Source organism: Streptomyces sp. NPDC093111 (assembly GCF_040683955.1).
In the GTDB taxonomy this organism is placed as follows: Bacteria; Actinomycetota; Actinomycetes; order Streptomycetales; family Streptomycetaceae; genus Streptomyces.
In genome coordinates this window covers 113,799-134,359 of the sequence record NZ_JBFBNW010000019.1, presented here as the reverse complement: position 1 = coordinate 134,359, position 20,561 = coordinate 113,799, and the positions used below count along the sequence as shown (strand labels likewise).

The 20,561-nt window shown below is 73.4% G+C and carries 17 protein-coding genes; 11 read left to right on the top strand and 6 right to left on the bottom strand.

Annotated features, from left to right (window positions below; translation table 11 throughout):
- Nucleotides 1-51: 51 nt before the first annotated feature.
- The 6 genes from scy (at nucleotide 52) to AB0Q96_RS30075 (ending at nucleotide 9,528) form a co-directional block, all read left to right on the top strand.
- On the top strand, nucleotides 52-4,563 hold the full coding sequence (gene scy / locus AB0Q96_RS30100) for a polarized growth protein Scy (protein ID WP_365330934.1): 4,512 nt from the start codon (nucleotides 52-54) through the stop codon (nucleotides 4,561-4,563).
- Between the two features lie 114 nt (nucleotides 4,564-4,677).
- Nucleotides 4,678-5,613, top strand: a complete 936-nt coding sequence (locus AB0Q96_RS30095) for a cellulose-binding protein (RefSeq protein WP_365330882.1) — start codon at nucleotides 4,678-4,680, stop codon at nucleotides 5,611-5,613.
- A gap of 94 nt (nucleotides 5,614-5,707) precedes the next feature.
- Nucleotides 5,708-6,691 (top strand): ATP-binding cassette domain-containing protein, encoded by a 984-nt coding sequence (locus AB0Q96_RS30090; RefSeq protein ID WP_365330880.1) that lies wholly within the window; start codon nucleotides 5,708-5,710, stop codon nucleotides 6,689-6,691.
- Between the two features lie 3 nt (nucleotides 6,692-6,694).
- Entirely contained in the window at nucleotides 6,695-7,474 is a 780-nt protein-coding gene (locus AB0Q96_RS30085) for an ABC transporter permease (RefSeq protein WP_365330878.1), read from the top strand.
- 141 nt (nucleotides 7,475-7,615) lie between these two features.
- Nucleotides 7,616-8,719, top strand: coding sequence for an ATP-binding cassette domain-containing protein (locus AB0Q96_RS30080; RefSeq protein ID WP_365330876.1), 1,104 nt, complete (start codon nucleotides 7,616-7,618; stop codon nucleotides 8,717-8,719).
- Complete coding sequence (locus tag AB0Q96_RS30075; protein ID WP_365330875.1) at nucleotides 8,716-9,528, top strand: ABC transporter permease; 813 nt, start codon at nucleotides 8,716-8,718, stop codon at nucleotides 9,526-9,528. Before AB0Q96_RS30080 ends, AB0Q96_RS30075 begins: the two co-directional genes overlap by 4 nt.
- 42 nt (nucleotides 9,529-9,570) lie before the next feature.
- Here the strand turns inward: AB0Q96_RS30075 and AB0Q96_RS30070 are convergent, their stop codons facing one another.
- The gene (locus tag AB0Q96_RS30070) at nucleotides 9,571-9,897 is read right to left on the bottom strand and encodes an ATP/GTP-binding protein (RefSeq protein ID WP_365330873.1); all 327 of its coding nucleotides are present in this window, start codon (nucleotides 9,895-9,897) and stop codon (nucleotides 9,571-9,573) included.
- Between the two features lie 215 nt (nucleotides 9,898-10,112).
- Between AB0Q96_RS30070 and AB0Q96_RS30065 the strand changes: the two genes are divergently transcribed.
- Nucleotides 10,113-11,147 (top strand): LLM class flavin-dependent oxidoreductase, encoded by a 1,035-nt coding sequence (locus AB0Q96_RS30065; RefSeq protein WP_365330871.1) that lies wholly within the window; start codon nucleotides 10,113-10,115, stop codon nucleotides 11,145-11,147.
- Nucleotides 11,148-11,232: 85 nt separating this feature from the next.
- On the opposite strand, the gene AB0Q96_RS30060 is transcribed toward AB0Q96_RS30065, so the two are convergent.
- Entirely contained in the window at nucleotides 11,233-11,625 is a 393-nt protein-coding gene (locus tag AB0Q96_RS30060) for an SCO5389 family protein (protein ID WP_351666312.1), read from the bottom strand.
- Nucleotides 11,626-11,864: 239 nt separating this feature from the next.
- Here AB0Q96_RS30060 and nucS point away from each other — a divergent pair, with 239 nt between their 5' ends.
- Nucleotides 11,865-12,545 carry an endonuclease NucS gene (nucS, locus tag AB0Q96_RS30055; RefSeq protein ID WP_365330869.1) on the top strand — a complete coding sequence of 227 codons (681 nt, stop codon included), beginning with the start codon at nucleotides 11,865-11,867 and terminating at the stop codon, nucleotides 12,543-12,545.
- Between the two features lie 76 nt (nucleotides 12,546-12,621).
- Here nucS and AB0Q96_RS30050 read toward each other — a convergent pair whose 3' ends face one another.
- From AB0Q96_RS30050 to AB0Q96_RS30040, 3 genes are all read right to left on the bottom strand, one after another.
- Nucleotides 12,622-15,237, bottom strand: a complete 2,616-nt coding sequence (locus AB0Q96_RS30050; protein WP_365330867.1) for an ATP-binding protein — start codon at nucleotides 15,235-15,237, stop codon at nucleotides 12,622-12,624.
- Between the two features lie 196 nt (nucleotides 15,238-15,433).
- Nucleotides 15,434-15,757, bottom strand: a complete 324-nt coding sequence (locus AB0Q96_RS30045) for an STAS domain-containing protein (RefSeq protein WP_024761898.1) — start codon at nucleotides 15,755-15,757, stop codon at nucleotides 15,434-15,436.
- A 173-nt stretch (nucleotides 15,758-15,930) separates the two neighbouring features.
- Entirely contained in the window at nucleotides 15,931-16,779 is an 849-nt protein-coding gene (locus tag AB0Q96_RS30040) for a 3-hydroxyacyl-CoA dehydrogenase family protein (RefSeq protein ID WP_365330865.1), read from the bottom strand.
- Nucleotides 16,780-16,972: 193 nt separating this feature from the next.
- Here AB0Q96_RS30040 and AB0Q96_RS30035 point away from each other — a divergent pair, with 193 nt between their 5' ends.
- The 3 genes from AB0Q96_RS30035 to AB0Q96_RS30025 are packed head-to-tail and all read left to right on the top strand — an operon-like array spanning nucleotide 16,973 to nucleotide 19,899.
- On the top strand, nucleotides 16,973-17,965 hold the full coding sequence (locus AB0Q96_RS30035; RefSeq protein ID WP_365330864.1) for an EamA family transporter: 993 nt from the start codon (nucleotides 16,973-16,975) through the stop codon (nucleotides 17,963-17,965).
- The gene (locus tag AB0Q96_RS30030) at nucleotides 17,962-18,726 is read left to right on the top strand and encodes a hypothetical protein (RefSeq protein WP_365330862.1); all 765 of its coding nucleotides are present in this window, start codon (nucleotides 17,962-17,964) and stop codon (nucleotides 18,724-18,726) included. Before AB0Q96_RS30035 ends, AB0Q96_RS30030 begins: the two co-directional genes overlap by 4 nt.
- A 12-nt stretch (nucleotides 18,727-18,738) precedes the next feature.
- Nucleotides 18,739-19,899 carry a cysteine desulfurase family protein gene (locus AB0Q96_RS30025; RefSeq protein ID WP_365330860.1) on the top strand — a complete coding sequence of 387 codons (1,161 nt, stop codon included), beginning with the start codon at nucleotides 18,739-18,741 and terminating at the stop codon, nucleotides 19,897-19,899.
- Here the strand turns inward: AB0Q96_RS30025 and AB0Q96_RS30020 are convergent.
- Nucleotides 19,878-20,516, bottom strand: coding sequence for a TetR/AcrR family transcriptional regulator (locus AB0Q96_RS30020; protein ID WP_365330858.1), 639 nt, complete (start codon nucleotides 20,514-20,516; stop codon nucleotides 19,878-19,880). The genes AB0Q96_RS30025 and AB0Q96_RS30020 overlap by 22 nt on opposite strands.
- Between the last annotated feature and the right edge of the window lie 45 nt (nucleotides 20,517-20,561).

Sequence of the window (20,561 nt, the reverse complement as noted above, 5' to 3'; positions counted from 1 at the left end):
AGGGTTGGGGTCTCCCCTGCTCGAAGAGCTCGGGGAAGGATGGACCGCGCAGTGCGGGGCTACGAACGCCAGGAGAGCCAGCGAGCTGAAGACGACCATCTCTCGCGGTTCGAAGCCGAGATGGACCGGCTGAAGACCGAGCGGGAGAAGGCCGTCCAGCACGCCGAGGACCTCGGCTACCAGGTCGAGGTGTTGCGCGCCAAGCTGCACGAGGCGCGCCGCACCATCGCGTCCCGGCCCGCCTACGACAGCGCGGACATCGGCTATCAGGCCGAGCAGATGCTGCGCAACGCGCAGGCGCAGGCGGAGCAGCTGCGCCAGGACGCCGAGCGGGAGTTGCGCGAGGCGCGCGCCCAGACCCAGCGGATCCTTCAGGAGCACGCGGAGCAGCAGGCCCGGCTCCAGTCGGAGCTGCACACCGAGGCCGTCACCCGTCGTCAGCAGCTCGACCAGGAACTGAACGAGCGCCGCCAGACCGTCGAGTCGCACGTCAACGAGAACGTGGCGTGGGCCGAGCAGCTGCGGGCCCGTACGGAGTCGCAGGCCCGCCGGCTGATGGAGGAGTCCCGCGCCGAGGCCGAGCAGTCGCTGGCCGCCGCGCGCGCCGAGGCGGTCCGGGTCGCCGAGGAGACCCGCCGCCGGATCGGTTCCGAGGCCGAGTCGGCCCGTGCCGAGGCCGAAGCGATTCTGCTGCGTGCCCGCAAGGACGCCGAGCGGATGCTCGGCGCCGCCTCCAGCCAGGCGCAGGAGGCCACCAGCCACGCCGAGCAGCTGCGCTCGGCCACCACCGCGGAGACGGAGCAGGCCCGCCGCGAGGCCGCCGAGCTGTCCAGGGCCGCGGAGCAGCGCGTCCAGGAGGCCGAGGAGCGGCTGCGCGAGGCCCGTACGGAGGCCGAGCGGGCGCTCGGCGAGGCCAAGGACGCGGCGGCGAAGCAGATCGCCTCGGCCGAGTCGGTCAACGAGCAGCGCACCCGGACCGCGAAGGCGGAGATCGCGCGCCTGGTCGGCGAGGCCACCAAGGAGGCCGAGGCCCTCAAGGAGCAGGCCGGGGAGAAGCTGCGCGAGGCCACCGCCGCCGCCGAGAAGCTGGTCTCGGAGGCCTCGGAGAAGGCCCGTACGGTGGCCGCCGAGGACTCCGCCGCCGCGCTCGCCAAGGCCGCGCGGACCGCCGAGGAGGTCCTGACCAAGGCGTCGGAGAACGCCCAGGAGACCACCCGCAAGGCGGCCGAGGAGGCCGAGCGGATCCGTCGCGAGGCCGAGACCGAGGCGGACCGGCTGCGGTCCACCGCCGAGGAGCAGGCCGACGAGCTGCTGGGCTCGGCGAAGGACGACACCCAGGAGTACCGCGCCAAGACGGTCGAGCTGCAGGAGGAGGCGCGCCGGCTGCGCGGCGAGGCCGAGCAGCTGCGGGCCGAGGCGATCGCCGAGGGCGAGCGGATCCGCGGCGAGGCCCGGCGCGAGGCCGTCGGCCAGATCGAGGAGGCCGCGAAGACCGCCGAGGCGCTGCTGACCAAGGCGCGGACCGACGCGGAGGAGCAGCGGACGAGCGCGGGCGCCGAGAGCGAGCGGGTCCGCGGCGAGGCCATGGAGCGGGCGCAGACCCTGCGCACCCAGGCCGAGGAGACGCTGGAGCGCACCCGCGCCGAGGCCGAGCGGATGCGGGCCGAGGCGGAGGAGCAGGCCGACGCGGTCAAGGAGGCGGCCGAGGAGATCGCCGTCGCCCTGCGCGACGAGGCCGAGCGGGCCGCCGCGGCACGGCAGGCCGAGGCCGCTGCCGAGCTGACCCGGCTGCACACCGAGGCGGAGACGAAGCTGTCGGCCGCCGGTGAGGAGCTGACCGGCGCGCGGGCCGAGGGCGAGCGGATCCGGCGGGAGGCCGCCGAGGAGGCCGAGCGGCTGCGCACGGAGGCCGCCGAGCGGATCCGTACGCTCCAGGCCCAGGCCGAGGAGGAGGCCGAGCGGCTGCGCGCGGAGGCCTCGCAGGACGCGTCGACGGCGCGTTCCGAGGCGGAGTCCGCCGCGACGACGCTGCGCGAGGAGGCCGGGACCGAGGCCGAGCGGCTGAGGTCCGAGGCGCAGGAGACCGCCGACCGGGTACGGGCCGAGGCCGCGTCCGCCGCCGAGCGGGTCGCCGCCGAGGCCGCGGAGGCACTGTCCGCCGCGCAGGAGGAGGCCAACCGGCGTCGCCGGGAGGCCGAGGAGACCCTGGACTCGGCACGTACCGAGGCCGGCCGGGAGCGCGAGCTCGCCCGGGAGCGGAGCGAGGACCTGCTGGCCTCCGCCCGCACGCGGGTGGAGGAGGCCCAGACCGAGGCGCACCGGCTGGTCGAGGAGGCCGACGCCCGCGCCACCGAGATGGTGTCCGCCGCCGAGCAGACCGCGCAGGACGTGCGGGACTCGGTGGCTGGGCTGCGCGAGAGCGCCGAGGAGGAGATCGCCGGGCTGCGCAGCACCGCCGAGCACGTGGCGGAGCGCACCCGTACCGAGGCGCAGGAGGAGGCGGACCGGGTCCGCACCGACGCGTACGAGGAGCGGGAGCGGGCCACCGAGGACGCGAACCGCACCCGTGCGCGCGCGCAGGAGGAGTCCGAGGCGGCGAAGGCGCTGGCCGAGCGGACGGTGACGGACGCGCTCGCCGAGGCGGAGAAGCTGCGGGCGGACACCGCGGAGTACGCGCAGCGGGTACGGACCGAGGCGACGGACGCGCTGGCCTCGGCCGAGCAGGACGCGGCCCGCACCCGTGCGGACGCCCGCGACGACGCCAACCGGATCCGTTCGGAGGCGGCGGCCCAGTCGGAGACGGTGGTCGGCGAGGCCCGCACGCAGGCCGAGCGGATCGGCGCCGAGGCCGAGCAGGTCCTGGACGAGGCCCGACAGGCCGCGGACAAGCGGCGTTCCGACGCGGCCGAGCAGGCAGACACCCTGGTGGGCGAGGCGACGGCGGAGGCCGAGCGGATCGCCACGGAAGCCGAGCAGGTCCTCGACGAGGCCCGACAGGCGGCCGACAAGCGGCGTTCCGACGCGGCCGAGCAGGCAGACACCCTGGTGGGCGAGGCGACGGCGGAGGCCGAGCGGATCGCCACCGAGGCCGAGCAGGTCCTCGACGAGGCCCGACAGGCCGCCGACAAGCGGCGTTCCGACGCGGCCGAGCAGGCCGACGCCCTGGTCGCCGAGGCTTCGGCGGAGGCCGAGCGGATCACCACGGAGGCCGCCGAGCTCCTGGAGAGCACCGAGCAGGACGCGGCCCGGCTGCGCACCGAGGCCGAGCAGGTCAAGGTGGACGGCGAGGCGCACGCCCAGGCGCTGCGGACGGCCGCCCTGGAGGACGCCGACCGGATCCTGGACGAGGCCCGGAAGGCCGCCGACAAGCGCCGCTCCGACGCGGCCGAGCAGGCCGACGCCCTGATCGCCGAGGCTTCGGCGGAGGCCGAGCGGATCACCACGGAGGCCGCCGAGCTCCTGGAGAGCACCGAGCAGGACGCGGCCCGGCTCCGTACCGAGGCCGAGCAGGTCAAGGCCGACGGCGAGGCGGAGGCGGAGGCGCTGCGCGCCGCGGCCCGCGCCGACGGCGAGCAGGTTCTGGACGAGGCCCGGCAGGCCGCCGACAAGCGCCGCTCGGACGCGGCCGAGCAGGCCGACACCCTCGTCGCCGAGGCGACGGCGGAGGCCGAGCGGATCCGCGTCGAGTCGGAGCGGGTCAGGGCGGACGCCGAGGCGGCGGCCGAGGAGATGCGCTCCGAGGCGCGCGCCGAGGCCGACCGGACGCTCGACGAGGCCCGTGAGGCCGGCGCGAAGAAGCGCGCGGACGCGGCCGAGCAGGCCGACCAGCTGATGGCGAAGGCCCAGGAGGAGGCGCTGCGCGCCACCACCGAGGCGGAGACGCAGGCGGACACCATGGTCGGCGCGGCCCGCAAGGAGGCCGAGCGGATCGCCGCCGAGGCGACCATCGAGGGCAACTCGCTGGTGGAGAAGGCCCGTACCGACGCGGACGAGCTGCTGATCGGGGCGCGCAGCGACGCCACCGCCATAAGGGACCGCGCGGAGGAGCTGCGCACCCGGGTCGAGGGCGAGATCGAGGAGCTGCACGAGCGGGCCCGGCACGAGACGTCCGAGCAGATGAGGACGGCCGGCGAGCGCGTGGACAAGCTGGTGCGGGCGGCGACCGAGCAGCGGGCGGAGGCCGAGGAGAAGTCCAAGGAGATGCTCTCCGAGGCGAGTTCCGAGGCCAGCAAGGTGCGCATCGCGGCGGTGAAGCGGGCGGAGGCGCTCCTCAAGGAGGCCGAGCAGAAGAAGGCCTCGCTCGTCGCGGAGGCGGAGAAGATCAAGGCGGAGGCGGAGCTCGAGGCCGAGCGGACCGTCGACGAGGGCAAGCGCGAGCTGGAGGTGCTGGTGCGCCGGCGCGAGAGCATCAATGCCGAGATCTCCCGTGTCCAGGACGTCCTCGAAGCGTTGGAGTCTTTCGAGGCGCCCGGCGGAGGGGCGAAGTCCGGTGGCGCCCAGACGGTCAAGGCGGGTGCGTCCACGGGGTCCACTCGTTCGAGTGGCAAGTCCTCGGAGAGCTAGCCACTCAAAAGGCTGGACATTCTCCAGATCAAACGGGCATACGCTCGATGACACGCCGCTTCGGCCCCTAGGATTCCCTCTAACACCTCACCGGTCTCTTTCGACAGGAACCTCATGAGCGACACATCCTCCCCCTTCGGCTTCGAGCTCGTGCGGCGTGGTTACGACCGCGGTCAGGTGGACGACCGCATTACCAAGCTCGTCGCCGACCGTGACAGCGCCCTGTCCCGGATCACCTCCCTGGAAAAGCGCATCGAGGAACTGCACCTCGAAACGCAGAACGCCCAGGCCCAGGTCAGCGACGCCGAGCCGTCGTACGCCGGTCTCGGCGCGCGCGTCGAGAAGATCCTCCGGCTGGCCGAGGAGGAGGCGAAGGACCTGCGTGAGGAGGCCCGCCGCGCCGCCGAGCAGCACCGCGAGCTGGCCGAGTCGGCCGCCCAGCAGGTGCGCAACGACGCGGAGTCCTTCGCGGCCGAGCGCAAGTCGAAGGCCGAGGACGAGGGCGTCCGGATCGTCGAGAAGGCGCAGGGCGAGGCCAACTCGCTGCGTTCCGAGGCGCAGAAGGACGCGCAGTCGAAGCGCGAGGAGGCGGACGCCCTCTTCGAGGAGACCCGCGCCAAGGCCGCCCAGGCCGCCGCGGACTTCGAGACCAACCTGGCCAAGCGCCGCGAGCAGTCGGAGCGGGACCTGGCCGCGCGTCAGCAGAAGGCCGAGAAGCGTCTGGCCGAGATCGAGCACCGCGCGGAGCAGCTGCGCCTGGAGGCCGAGAAGCTGCGCACGGACGCGGAGCGCCGGGCCCGTCAGACGGTGGAGACCGCGCAGCGCCAGGCCGAGGACATCGTGGCCGACGCGAACGCCAAGGCCGACCGGATCCGCAGCGAATCGGAGCGCGAGCTGGCGGCGCTGACGAACCGCCGCGACTCGATCAACGCGCAGCTGACCAACGTCCGCGAGATGCTGGCCACGCTGACCGGTGCCGCGGTGGCCGCGGCCGGCTCCCCGATCGACGACGAGCGGACCGCGGGCGTTCCCGCCCAGCAGTCCCGCTAGTCGCCGGCGGTCCTCCCGGGGGCCGTCAGGAGTTCCCGAAAACCCCCTGTCATTCCGGTGGCGGGGGGTTTCGCGTGCCCGTAGGTTGATACGCATGATCGAGCTGCAGGGCCTCACCAAGCGGTACGGGTCGAAGCTCGCGGTCGACCGTCTCAGCTTCACCGTGCGGCCCGGGGTGGTCACCGGGTTCCTGGGGCCGAACGGGGCGGGCAAGTCGACCACGATGCGGATGATGCTGGACCTGGACAACCCGACGAGCGGGACGGTCCGGATCGACGGCAGGCACTACCGGGAGCTCCAGGAGCCCCTGAAGTACATCGGGGCCCTCCTCGACGCCAAGGCGATGCACGGCGGCCGCTCGGCGTACAACAACCTGCTGTGTCTGGCCCAGGCGAACCGGATCCCGGAGCAGCGGGTCGGCGAGGTGCTCGACCTGGTCGGTCTGACGGCGGTCGCGCGGAAGAAGTCGAAGGGTTTCTCGCTCGGCATGGGCCAACGGCTCGGTATCGCCTCGGCGTTGCTCGGGGATCCCGAGATCCTGATGTTCGACGAACCCGTCAATGGTCTGGACCCCGAGGGAATTCACTGGATCCGCAATCTGATGAAGGCACTCGCGGCGGAGGGCCGGACGATCTTCGTTTCGAGCCATCTCATGAGTGAAATGGCGCTGACGGCGGATCACCTCATCGTCATCGGCCAGGGAAGGCTGCTGGCCGACACGTCGATGGCGGATTTCATCCAGCAGAATTCCCGGAGTTACGTACGGCTGCGCTCCCCGCAGCAGGAACGCCTGCGGGATCTGCTGCACGCCAACGGATTCGTCGCCGTCGAGGCGGGCGCCGGGACGCTGGAGGTCGACGGGACGACGACCGAGAAGCTGGGCGAGCTCGCGGCCTCCCACCAGATCGTGCTGCACGAGCTGAGCTCCCAGCGCGCCTCGCTCGAAGAAGCGTTCATGCAGATGACGGCGGGCGCGGTGGAGTACCACGCGCACGGGACGGACGTACACGGTGGCGGTGGCGTGCCGCACGCCCCGGTCGACGGGCCCCGCTGGGGCGAGAGCTTCGAGGGAGCCTGATCCATGGCAGCGGCATCCGCGGTCCTCCAGTCGGAGTGGACCAAGATCCGGACGGTTTCGTCGACGGTGTGGACGCTGGCCTGCGCCCTGCTGGTGACGGTGGCGATGAGCGCGGCGCTGTGCGCGCTGATGAGCTCCCAGTACGCCAAGCTGTCCGACGTCGAGCGCGCGACCTTCGACCCCACGTTCCTCAGCTTCTCCGGGATGGTGCTCGGGCAGCTGGCGATGGTGGTCTTCGGCGTCCTGGTGGTCGGCACCGAGTACTCCTCGGGCATGATCCGCACCTCGCTGGCGGCCGTTCCGCAGCGGGCCACCTTCCTCTTCTCGAAGATCGCCGTGGCCGGCGGTCTCGCCCTGCTGGTGGGCCTCGCGACCAGCTTCCTGTCCTTCTTCCTCGGCCAGGCGCTGCTCGGCGACCACCGCACCACGCTGGGCGCGGACAACGTGCTGCGGGCGGTGGTCGGCGGCGGCCTCTACATGGGCCTGATCGCGATCTTCTCGATGGGCGTGGCGACGATGCTGCGCTCCTCGATGCTGTCGCTCGGCATCCTGGTGCCGTTCTTCTTCCTGATCTCCCAGATCCTGTCGGCGGTGCCGAAGGCCAAGGAGGTCGCCCGCTACTTCCCCGACCAGGCCGGCTCCAAGATCATGCAGGTCGTGCCGGACGCGATGGGCTCGGACGCGGCGCCGTACGGCCCGTGGGCCGGGCTCGGGATCATGCTGGTCTGGGTGGCGGCGGCGCTGCTCGGCGGCTACCTGGTGCTGAAGAACCGGGACGCGTAGCCGCCCGCTCCTTACGGGAACGTCACGGTTCCGCTTCGCCGGAACCGTCAACGGCTGGTTAAGCTCCTAGCTCATACGGGGGGCTCCGGCCAGCGGCCACCACGCCCCGACGACGACCTGACCTGTCGATGGGGCTGGAGAATGATCGAGGCAGTCGGCCTGACGAAGCGCTACGGCGCCAAGACGGCCGTGTACAACCTTTCCTTCCAGGTGAGGCCCGGCCATGTCACCGGCTTCCTGGGCCCCAACGGCTCGGGCAAGTCCACGACCATGCGCATGATCCTCGGCCTGGACACACCGTCCGCCGGCCACGTGACGATCGGCGGCCACCCCTTCCGGCAGCTGCCGAACGCACCGCGGCAGGTCGGCGCGCTGCTCGACGCGAAGGCCGTGCACGGCGGACGCAGCGCCCGCAGCCACCTCCTGTCGCTCGCCCAGCTCGCCGGCATCCCGGCCCGGCGGGTCGACGAGGTGCTCGGGGTCGTGGGCCTCCAGGACGTCGCACGGCGCCGCTCCAAGGGCTTCTCGCTGGGCATGGGGCAGCGCCTCGGCATCGCGGCGGCGCTCCTCGGCGACCCGCAGGTGCTGCTCTTCGACGAGCCGGTCAACGGACTGGACCCCGAGGGCATCCTCTGGGTCCGCAACCTGATGAAGAAGCTGGCCTCCGAGGGCCGGACGGTCTTCGTCTCCAGCCATCTGATGAGCGAGATGGCGCTGACCGCCGACCACCTGATCGTGATCGGCCGCGGACAGCTGCTCGCCGACATGAGCGTGACGGACTTCATCTCGGCGAACTCCGCCGACTTCGCCCGGGTCCGCACCTCCGGGACGGAGCCGCTGCACCGGGAGAAGCTGACCACGGTGCTCACCGAGGCCGGCGGCCAGGTGCTGCCGGAGCCGGACGGCGCGCTGCGCGTCACCGGGCTCCCGCTGCCCCGGATCAGCGACCTGGCGCACGGCGCGGACGTGCGCCTGTGGGAGCTCTCCCCGCACCAGGCCTCGCTGGAGGAGGCGTACATGCGGATGACGCAGGGCGCCGTCGACTACCGCTCGACCGACGACCGGCTGGCCCACCTCCAGGCGCCGCAGCCGCAGCCGCCGTACGGGCATCCGCCGCAGCCGGAGGGGTACCCGGTCCCCGAGGTGCCGCAGCAGGGCTGGTACGCCCCGCCGCCGCCCGGGCAGAACCCGTACGCCACCCCGCAGAACCCGCAGCAGGGCCAGAACCCCGAGGACGCCCGATGACGACCCCGCACGCCTACGTCTCCCCCATCCCGGTCCGCCGGGCGCACCTCGGCGACGCGCTGGCCTCCGAGTGGACGAAGATCCGCTCGGTGCGCTCCACGATGTGGACGCTGGGGGTCATGGTGCTGCTGATGGTGGGCATCGGCCTGGGCGTCGCGGCCATCGCCTCGGCGTCGAACGCCCCGATGGGCGAGGAGTCCGCGCTCGGCTTCGGCTTCTTCGGGATGCTGCCGGCCTCGATCTGCGTGATCACGCTCGGCGTCCTGACCATCGCCTCCGAGTACGGCACGGGCATGATCCGTACCACCCTGACGGCCTGCCCGAGCCGGGCCCGGGTGCTCACGGCGAAGGCGATCGTCTTCTTCCTGCTGGTCTTCACGGTCACCACCGTGGTGGCGGCGCTGGTGGGCGCCGCGCAGGTCGCCCTCGTGGACACGGCGGCGACGCCGACCGCGGCCGAGTGGCTGCGCGCGACGGTCGGGGCGGGCGGCTACCTCGCCATGCTCGGACTGCTGTCGCTGGCGGTGGGCACGATCATCCGGCACTCGGCCGGCGCGATCACGGTGATGATCGGTCTGCTGCTGCTGCCGCTGGTCGTGGCCATGTTCATGTTCTCCGAGGCGCTGAAGTCGGTGCAGGAGTTCCTGTTCACCTACTCGATCCCCTCGCAGATGATCGCGCTGTACAGCGACGCCGCCCCCTTCGGGGAGAACGGCCCGGCGGGCTGGGAGCCGCTGCTGATCGTGACGGGCGTCACCGCGGTGGTGCTGGGCGGCTCGTTCGCCCTGCTGAACACCAAGGACGTCTAGGACGTCCAGGACGTCCAGGACGTCCGGGGCCCGGCCCCGGGCTCAGTACTTCGGCGCGTTGCGGGACCGCTGCACCCGGCTGGTGCGGCGGTCCTTCGCGTTCCAGCAGGCCTTGTGCCAGTGCCTGCGGTCGTCCACTCCCCCGTACTCGGGCCACGCCACCACGTGCGGGGCGCCGCCGGGGATCTCCTGGTCGCAGCCGGGGCAGCGGTAGCGCTTGCCGGGCGCGCTCGCGCCGGCGACGTGGCGGACGTACCACTCCTCGCCCTGCCAGCTCTCGCTGCGCTGCGAGCCGCCGTACCGGTCGCCCGGATCACCCTGCGGATCGGGATTCGCACCGCCTCGGGCGCGGTTGTGGCGCGGGGACACTTCGACACCTCACGAGTGCGTGGACGACACTGACGGTTCCGTCCAGCCTACGGGCCGCGACGGGGTCGTCCCGCACCCACCCATGGCGGATCAGCCGAAAATCGCAAGAACTTCATGAACGCCCGTTGCCTTTGGCACGTGTCAGACGTTGTTGCCGGTGCGAGGGGAAGTTCGCGAGGGGGAGAACGCGTCGGGCCGCAAGGAGGCAGAAGGCGATGCGCGTGGGTACGTTCGTGCTGGCCGCCCAGTTCCCGGGCCAGGGCCAGCAGGAGGCGCTGCACCGGGCGGTACGGACCGCCGAGGCGGCCGAGGAGGCGGGGCTCGACTCCGTCTGGCTCGCCGAGCACCACTTCGTGCCGTACGGGGTCTGCCCGTCGGCCGTCACCCTGGCCGCGCTGCTCCTCGGGCGCACCCGCCGGCTGCGGGTCGGCACGGCGGTCAGCGTGCTGCCGAGCGCCCACCCGGTCGCGCTGGGCGAGCAGGCGGCCCTGCTGCACGTGACCTCCGGGGGAAGATTCACCCTCGGGGTGGGCCGGGGCGGGCCGTGGGTGGACCTGGAGGTGTTCGGCGCGGGGCTCCCGGCGTACGAGGCGGGCTTCCCCGAAGCGCTGGACCTGCTGCTCCGCTGGCTGCGCGAGCCCCGGGTCGGCGCCCAGGGGGAACGATTCGCTTTCCGCGACGTGGCCGTCGTGCCGGGCCCCGGCGAGCTGATCGGCGGACCGGCCGCGCCCGAGGTGGTGCTCGCCTGCACCTCGCCGGCGAGCGTGCGGCTGGCCGCCGGGCGGGGGCTGCCGATGCTTCTCGGCATGCACTGCGGGGACGAGGAGAAGGCCGAGATGGTCGCCTGCTGGGAGCGGGCCGCGCGGGAGGCCGGGCGCGCGGAGGACGAGATCGCCCGGATCGGCGCCGGGCACGTCTCGGCCGGCGTGGTCCAGCTCGCCGACCGGGGGCCGGACGCGGCGGAGGCGCTGGTGAAGGCGATGCCGGGCTGGCTGAAGCAGGGTCTTGACGCTCATGTGACCGTGGACGGGCGGCAGCGCTCGATGCGCGATCCGGTGGCGTACACGGAGCTGCTGTGCGGGCTGCACCCGGTGGGCACGCCGAAGCTGGCGGCGGACCGGCTGGCGGCGACCTCCGAGCGGACCGGGATCACCCGCTTCGCCCTGCTCGCCGAGGGCTCGGGCGAGCTCGCCGGCACCGAGGAGAACGTGCGGCGGCTGGGCGCCGAGGTGCTGCCCCTGCTGGTCTGACCCGCGTACGGGTGGGGTGGGACCGCGCTGCCGCTCCGGCGTCTCTTCGCTCTCCCGCGACGCGGAGCGGCAGCACCGGACCTTGTCAGCAGTCGCGCAGCTCGGGCGACTGGTTGAGCAGCTGGCCCCGGATCGAGGTGAAGCGGGCGAGCCGCTCGTCCACGGACGGGTCCAGCGGGAAGACCGCCACGCGGTGGCAGTTCTGGAAGGCGAGACGCACCCCGAAGTGCCGCTGAAGGGCACCTCGGATGGCATCGCTCGCCAGTGCGCGCAGCAGCTGACCACGAGCCTGCTCGTCCGGCGGCGGCGTCTGGTTGTCGGCGAACTCGCCGCCGTCGACCTTCAGCTGTGCCACCAGAGAGCTGATCATCTCCCATGCGTAGGGCAGGGAGGTCCGGACGCAGTCGACGAAGTCGGCTTCGTCGACCTCGCCTCGCTCGGCCTGTTCCAACAGCGCCGGTGAGACGTCGAGCGACATGGGTTCTCCTCTCGCGACCCCGACGGGCGGGGTCTTGCGGGCAGGGGCAGAGGCCGGCGACGCGCACGCAGCGTGCACGGGCGACGACCTCCTGTCTTCCACGGTAAGCGCGCCGGTCTGCCCGCACCAGGAGATTGGGCACACAACCGGCCAATAAGTGACGGTCGTTGGGCGTGCGCCGGGCGGGCGTTACGGCCCGAATCGCGCCGGAAGGCGTCCGTCTTGTAGCGTTGCCGACCATGCGTCTCGTCATTGCCCGCTGCTCCGTGGACTACGCGGGCCGGCTCACCGCCCACCTGCCCTCCGCACCCCGTCTGATCCTGGTCAAGGCAGACGGCAGCGTCTCCATCCACGCGGACGACCGCGCCTACAAACCGCTCAACTGGATGTCGCCTCCCTGCACGCTGAAGGAGAGCTACGACGGCGGGGACGGTGAGGCCGGGATCTGGACCGTGATCAACAAAGCGGGCGAGAAACTGATCATCACGATGGAGGAGATCCTCCACGACTCCTCGCACGAGCTCGGCGTCGACCCCGGTCTGATCAAGGACGGCGTCGAGGCGCACCTCCAGGAGCTGCTCGCGGACCGCATCGAGACCCTCGGCGAGGGCTGGACGCTGGTCCGGCGCGAGTACCCGACGGCGATCGGCCCGGTGGACATCCTGTGCCGTGACTCCGACGGCGCGACGGTCGCGGTGGAGATCAAGCGGCGCGGCGAGATCGACGGCGTCGAGCAGCTGACCCGCTACCTGGAGCTGCTCAACCGCGACCCGCACCTCGCGCCGGTCAAGGGCATCTTCGCGGCCCAGGAGATCAAGCCGCAGGCCCGCGTGCTCGCCAACGACCGCGGCATCGACTGCGTGGTGCTCGACTACGACGCGCTGCGCGGCATCGAGGACGACAAGCTGCGCCTGTTCTGACCGTCCGTACACAGGTACGAGAAAGGCCCGGATGCCCCATGGCGTCCGGGCCTTCGTCGTGCGCGGGGTCCGCGGGTCAGGCCGGGTTCCCGCCGGGGTCCGCGGGGGCGGACTCGGAGCGGGAGGCGGAGGCGGAGCCGCTGGGGTTCTCGGTGGGCGGCGTCGTCGTCGGGTCGGTGGGCGGCGGCGTCGTCGGCGGGGTCGTGGGGGGCGTGGTCGGCGGGGTGGTCGGCGGCTTCGTGGCCGGGGTGGTCCGCGTCGGCGACAGCGTGGGCTGCGGCGGTGCCGTCGTGGCCGCCGGGCCGCTCGGGGTGGCGCTGCCGGTCGCGGACGGGGAGCCGCTGGGGGCCGTCGGGGTGCCCGCGGATCCGGTGCCGCCGGGGGTGGCGGTGCCGGTGGGCCGCGGGGCGTCCGGGTCCGAGGGGCGGCCGGTCGAGTCCTCGGTGGGCTCGTCGTCGTCCGGGGTGCCGTCGCCGGTGCCGTCGCCCTGGTCGGCGGTGCTGTCGGAGGTGACCCGGTCGTTGGCGGGGTGCTCGTCGTTGCCGGAGGTGGCGCCGATGGTGACGACCGTGCCGAGGACGGCGACGAGCAGGGCGCCGGCGCCGACGGCGGCCAGGTTGCGGCGGGCGCCGGCGACGATGCCCTTGCGGAGCCCGGGGCGGCCCTTGTCGCGCTCCCCGTCCGGGACGGTGACGACGGTCGGCGCGTCCTCGGGGAACGCCGGGAACGCGGCGGCGGCCGTGGCGATCGGGCCGACGGCCGTGGGGGCCGTCGGGGGGCCGGCGAAGGCGGGGAACCCCGAGGAGTCCGAGAAGCCCGGGAAATCCGGGAAGTCGCTCGGTGCGGCGAGGGCGGGGAAGGCGGGCTTCGCCGCGGGCGGGGCGGTCACCGGGACGCCGCGGGGCGGCGAGGCCGGGCCCTCGCGGCGGGTGGGCGGGGCGGGCGGGGCCGGCTCGACCGGGGCGGACTCGCCCGTGAGGTCGGCGACGAGCGCGAGGGCGCGGCGGCCGGCGACGGTGCCGCGCTTGTCGGCGAGGGCGCCGCGCAGCGCGATGGACGCCTCCAGTTCGGCGCGGGCCCGCTGGAGGCTGCCGGCGCAGAGCGCGAGGATGCCCAACTCGTGGTGGAAATACGCCTCTTCGGCGACCTCGCCGGCCCGCCGGGCGGCTTCCTGGCCGCTGCGCAGGGCGCGCTCCCAGGCGCCCCAGTGGAGGCCCGCGGCGAAGGCGGGCGCGGCGGCGCGGGCGAGCTGGACGGCGGTCGCGGCGTGCTCGTCGGCGGCGCCGGGGACGAGCGCGCCGAGGGCGGCGAGCAGCGCGTCGGCCTCGGCGGTGGCCCGCTCGGGGGTGACGGAGGGGTGTCCGGCCCACCAGGCGTAGTGCTGGGCGACGGTGTGGGCGCGGCCGGTGGCGTCCTCCTCGTATCCCTGGGCGAGGAGCTGGGTGAGGACGCCGGCGGCGAGGCGGTAGCGGGAGCCGACCGGGGAGAGCAGTCCGCAGCCCATGAGCTCGCCGAGGGCCGCGTCGGCGTGGGTGTCGCCGACCAGGGCGGGCAGGTGCGCCTGGTGCGGCACCTCGCCGCCGAGGGCGACGGCGAAGCGCAGGGTGTCCTGGGCGGCGCGGCTGAGCCGGGAGGCGAGGAGGGAGGCCGGGGCGGCGCCCTCGCCGAGGCTGGGCAGCGGTACGTCGCGGACCTCGACGTCGGGGTCGTCGGCCGGGGCGGCCGCGGGGACGGGGGCGCCGGAGGGCCCGAACGCCTCCTCCAGGGCGCCGAAGGCGTCGAACTCGGCGGGGGCGACCCGGAGCCGGTCGCGCTGCCGGAGCAGGGCGCCGGCCTGGACGAAGCGCAGCGGCAGGCCCTCGGACTCGAACCAGAGGTCGCCGGCCCAGTTGGCCTCCTCCTCGGTGAGGGTGCGGCCGACGGCGCTCTCCAGGAGCTCGACGGCGGCGGCGCGGCCGAGTCCGGTGAGCGCGACCTCTTCGAGTGCCGCCTCGGGGGAGGCGGCGGGGGCGTCGGGGGTGACGCCGAAGAGGAAGGCGCAGTCGGGGGTGGCGGCGAGCAGCTCGTCGAGGGCGGTGCCGCCGAACTCCAGGTCGTCGACGAGGACGATGGCGCCGACGCGGCGCACCTCCAGGAGGAGTTCCTCGCGGTCGGGCCGGAACCCGGGCGCGTACTGGACGGCCTGGAAGAGCTCGTACAGCAGCTCGGTGGGGGTGCGGTGGTGGCCGGAGAGGTGGACGACGCCGTCGGGGGCGATGTCCGCGCAGTCGGCGGCGACGGCGGCGAGGAGGGTGCTGCGGCCGGAGCCGGCGGGGCCGGTCAGGCGGGCGGAGCGGCCCCGGCTGAGGTGGTCGACCAGGAGCGCGCGCTGTTCCTGTCGTTCGAGCAGGGGCAGGGCGGTGGGGGCGGGACCCGGCGGTACGGGGGGCGCGGCGGCGCGGGCGGCCTCGGCGCGCTCCTCGGCGGTGCGGCGGCGGGGGGCCGGGGGCTGTTCACCGGGCGGGCAGACCTCTATCTCGCTGCCGTCGACGGGGTTGACGGTGAGCAGCAGGCCGCCGGCGACGACGCGGGTCGTGCGGACCCGGGTGGGGGCGGTGGAGGCGGGCACGAGTGCGGCGTGTCCGGGGCGGGCGGCGTCCTCGCCCTCGGTCTCGTGACCGTATTCCTCGGGTCCCCGGTTGATCGGGTCCATGGTCCAAGCTCCCAGCGGCGCGCGATGTGCAGGAGAGCCGACCCTAGACGGTTGTCCGGGCTCCGGGAACAGGCGGGGTGCCGTGGAGACCAAGACGTCACGGTCTTGTGAGGATTGAGCGTGACGCCTGGTTTCCACAACAGCTTCACAGGTGCGCCGGTGTCCCACGGGCATCCCGGTCACGGGTGACGCGGGGTCAGACGCGCGGCAGCGACTCCGCGGCGAGGCCGCCCTCGATGGCGAGGATGCGGTGCAGCCGGGTGGCGACGAGGAGGCGCTGCATCTGGGGCGGTACCCCGCGCAGCACCAGTCGGCGGCCGCAGCGGCCGGCCCTGCGGTGGGCGCCCATGATGACCCCGAGCCCGGTGGCGTCCCAGGAGTCGAGGCCGGTCAGGTCGAGCACGAGGTCGCCGACTCCGTCGTCGACCGCCGAGTGCAGGACCGTACGGGCGTCCGCCGCGCTGCGGACGTCGAGGCGGCCCCCGACGACCAGCTCGACGTGGTCGCCCCTGATGTGCATATGCGCTCCCCGAGAGTGCTCCGTCGTGTGCCCGTCTTCGCAACGACTGACTGCCGGGTCGGCAGAAGCGTTGCGCCTTGTAAGCGAACCGATATCGAAATTCACCCCTGAGGGCGATGGCGCGGGGGACGGTCGGACCCCTGTGCGGACTCCGTACCGACCCCCGTGCGGAATCAGTACGTGTAGAAGCCCTGCCCGCTCTTGCGCCCGATGTCACCCGCGTCCACCATCCGGCGCATCAGCTCCGGCGGGGCGAACTTCTCGTCCTGGGTCTCGGTGTAGATGTTGCTGGTGGCGTTGACGAGGATGTCGACGCCGGTGAGGTCGGTGGTGGTGAGCGGTCCCATCGCGTGCCCGAAGCCCAGCTTGCAGGCGATGTCGATGTCCTCGGCGGTGGCCACGCCCGACTCGTACAGCTTGGCGGCCTCGACGACGAGCGCCGAGATGAGGCGGGTGGTGACGAAGCCGGCGACGTCGCGGTTGACGACGATGCAGGTCTTGCCGACGGACTCGGCGAACTCCCGCGCGGTGGCGAGGGTGGCGTCGCTCGTCTTGTAGCCGCGGACCAGCTCGCAGAGCTGCATCATCGGGACCGGCGAGAAGAAGTGGGTGCCGACCACGGCCTCCGGACGCTCCGTCACCGCGGCGATCTTGGTGATCGGGATGGCGGAGGTGTTGGAGGCGAGCACGGCGCCGTCCTTGGCGACCTTGTCGAGGGCGCGGAAGATCTCGTGCTTGACCTCCAGCTTCTCGAAGACGGCCTCGACGACGATGTCGGCGTCGGCGACGGCTTCGAGCTCGGTGGTCGCGGTGATCCGGCCGAGGGCGGCCTCGGCGTCGGCGGCGTCCAGCTTGCCCTTGGCGACGAAGCGGTCGTACGAGGCCCTGATGGTGTCGGTGCCCCGGGTCAGCGCGGCGTCGGTGACGTCCCGCAGGACGACGTCCCAGCCCGCCTGGGCCGAGACCTGCGCGATGCCGGACCCCATGAGTCCGGCCCCGATGACGGCGAGCTTCCTGGCCACGTCTTCCACCCCTCTATGCCCTCAACAACTGTTCACTTCTGGCTCTTCGGCGGAGATTAGCGGGCCCGGGGCGCCAAGTGACCGTGAAGTAACGCGCGTCACGCCCGGTTTGACGGACGTCACACTCGCGACACCCCGCCGACGGGCCGACCCGCCTCGCTTCATACCCCTGGGGGGTATACACTCCGCTGTCATGCGTCGCTACGACCCGAGAGCCGCCCCCGCGCCGCTTCTGCTGCTGGCGGGCATGATCAGCCTGCAGTTCGGCTCCGCTTTCGCGAAGACGCTGTTCGAGCAGACCGGCCCGGCCGGCGCCACCCTGCTGCGGCTGCTGTTCTCCGCCGCGCTGCTCTGCCTGTTCTCCCGGCCCGCGATCCGGCTGCTGCGCACCCACTGGCGGCTGCTGCTGCCGTACGGGGCGGTCTTCACCGTGATGCAGTTCGCGTTCTACGAGGCCACCTCCCGGCTCCCGCTGGGCGTGGTCGTCACCCTGGAGTTCAGTGGGCCGCTGCTGCTCGCCGCGCTGACCTCACGGCGGGCCCTGGACCGGCTCTGGGTGCTGCTCGCGGCGGCCGGACTGCTCGTGCTCGGCGGTACGCGGGGCCTCGACGACCCGGTCGGGCTCGCCGCCGCCCTGCTCACCGGCGCCGCCCTGACCGGCTACATCCTGCTCGGCGCCCGGGTCGGGCGGGCCGTCCCGGGCGGCGCGGGGCTCGCCCTCGGCCTGAGCGTGGCCGCCGTGCTCGCCCTCCCGACCGCCCCGGCCCTGGGGCTCCCCCCGCTCGCCGTGCTCACCGAACCGGCCGTCCTGGCCGCGGCGCTCGGGGTGGCGGTGCTGACCACGGTCATCCCGTTCTCGCTGGAGTTCGCCGCGCTGCGCCGGCTGCCGCCCCGGGTGTTCGCGGTGCTCTCCACCGTCGAACCGGTCATCGCCGCCCTCGTGGGCCTCACCCTCCTCGGCGAACACCTCTCACCGCTCCAGTGGGCCGCCGTGCTCTGCGTGGTGGGCGCGGCGGTCGGCACGGGCGCGGGCGCGGCGAGCTCCGCGAAGGCCCGCGAGGCCGACACCGGCCCCGATCCGGGCGCCGCCCCCGACCCCGTACCCGGTCCCGCCCCCGTACCCGGCACGTCCTCAGCACCGTCCGATCGAACTTCCCCGAAGCAGAACGGAGTGCACCAGACATGAGCCCCACCACCCTGAGCACCGAGCGCGCCGCCCGCGTCGCGCCCCTCCTGGAGACCGTCTCCCGCACCACCCGCTCGGCCGTGCTCGTCGCCGGCGGCTACTTCGAGACCGCCGCCGGGATCGGCGCCTTCTCCCTGAACTCCTTCGACCTCGCCCTGGAGACGGGCGCGGTGGCCCGCAGGCTGCACCGGGGCAACAAGGTGCTCTACGACGTCATCGTCAACGACCTCGGCACCTCCTGTTCCACCGGCGTCTGTACGGTCCCGGCCCCGGGCTCGCCCGCCCCCGAGGTGCTCGACCTCGGCCCGCTCGACGCCGCCGCGGCCGCGGCGGGCGTCGCCTACTCGGTCACCCGCGAGCGGACCCTGCGCAACCGGGCCGCCCGCGCGATGAAGCACGCCGCGCGCGGGACGGAGCTCACACCGCCGTTCTCCCGCGAGGGCGACGAGATCCTGTTCCGCTCCCGGAGCTACGCGAAGGTGCTCGCCGGCGTGGTCAAGGACGCCCATGTCGTGCCGCGCTGCCCGCTGATCGTCGCCGAGTACTTCGCCCGCTACTTCGCCCGGCTGCGGGCCTTCCCCGACTGCCCCCGCCGCCATGTCGTCGACATCAACTCGCTGGCCGACCGCGACAAGGTGACCAAGGGCGCCGAGATCTACCTGCGCACCCGGGGCACCTCCGAGGAGGAGATCACCCTGGTCTTCGCCGACGCGGAGTGCGCCGACCCGATCGCCCTGACCTACACCGCGTACGACTTCTGAGGGGAGCGCGACATGGCGACGATCTATCTCGACCACCAGGCGACCACCCCGATGGACCCGGCGGTCGCCGACGCGATGCACACCGCAGCGACGGAGTGCTTCGCCAACCCGTCGAGCCCGCACGCGGCCGGCATCCGGGCCTTCCGCGAGGTCGAGCGGGCGCGCGGCACCGTGGCCCGGTTCATCGGGGCGGCGCGCAGCGAGGTCTACTTCACCTCCGGCGCCACCGAGGGCAACAACCTCGCCGTCAAGGGCGTCCTCGGGCGCGGCCCCGGCGGCCGGGCCCGGCACGTGGTGACGACGGCGGTGGAGCACAAGTCCGTGCTGGACACCTGCCGTTCGCTGCGCGCGGCGGGCCACGAGGTGACCGTGCTGCCGGTCGACGCCGAGGGCCGGGTGGACCCGGCGCGGGTCGCGGCGGCGCTGCGGCCGGAGACGGCGCTGGTGTCGGTGATGCTCGCCAACAACGAGGTCTCCACGATCCAGCCGGTGGCGCGGATCGCCGAGCTGACCCGGGCGGCCGGGGTGCCGCTGCACTGCGACGCCACCCAGGGCGTGGGCAGCCTTCCGGTGGACGTGCGGGAGCTGGGCGTCGACCTGCTGACCTTCTCGGGGCACAAGATCTACGGCCCGAAGGGCATCGGCGTCCTGTACGTGTCCAACGAGCTGTCGGACCGGGCGCCGCTGGTGCCGCTGCTGCACGGCGGCGGGCAGGAGCGCGGGCTGCGGGCCGGCACGCTGAACACGGCCGCCGTCGTGGGTCTCGGCACGGCGGTGGAGCTGCTGGCGGCGGGCCGCGAGCGGGAGGCGGGCCGGCTGGCCGCGCTGCGCGGGCGGTTCCTCGCGGAGCTGGCCGAGCTCGTGCCGTACACGCTCAACAGCGGTACGGGCGTGGGGTTCCTGCCGCACGCGGTGAACCTGTCGTTCGCGGGGGCGGACGCCCAGCAGCTGCTCCTGGAGGTCACGGCGGTCGCCGTCTCCTCGGGTTCGGCGTGCAACAGCTCGGCGCAGGAGCCGTCCCACGTGCTGACCGCGATCGGGCTGCCGCCGGAGCGGATCCGGGGCAGCGTCCGGGTCGGCTTCGGCCGCTTCACCACCGAGGAGCAGGCCATCCGCGCGGCCGGTGCGCTGGCGGCGGGGGTGCGGGCGGCTCAGCCGGTGCGCACCGCGTAGCCGAGCACGCGCCCGCCCAGCAGGTCCTCGATCTCGTCGAGCAGGTCGAGGGCCTCGCGGGAGACCTCGGACGCCTTGCGGCCGGCGGTCATCTCGGCGCTGATGAAGCCGATGACGGTGTCCTGGATCCAGGCGATCTGGCTGCCGACGAGCAGCGGCATCGGGTCGTCCGCCGGGGCGCCGGTGTCCTCGCGGAGCGCGGCGACGGTGGTCTCGCGGACCTCCTGCTGGAGGTGGAAGAGGCGGGCCTTGAGGGTGGGCGCGTCGTCGATCACCCGCATGAAGGCGTCGTAGCCGTCCATCAGTCCGTACGCGGGAGAGACGGCGGTGACGTGCCCGCGGATCTCGCGCAGCACGGCGCGGGCCGCGGACTCCCCCTGGTCCCGGCCGCGGATCATCCGCGCGAGCCGGTGGGTGATGCCCTCCATCCGGTCGAGGAAGAGGTCCTCCTTGGCCGGGAAGTAGTTGTAGACGGTGTTGACGGAGACGTCGGCCGCCTCCGCGATCTCCGCGACCGTGACGGCCGTGAAACCGCGCTCCAGGAAGAGCCCGGTCGCGATGTCCGAGATCCGCTGTTTCGTCTGACGCTTCTTGCGTTCCCTGAGCCCCTCAGCCATGCGCCCATCCTAGGCGTCCTTTAATTTTGGAGACGTTGCAAAATT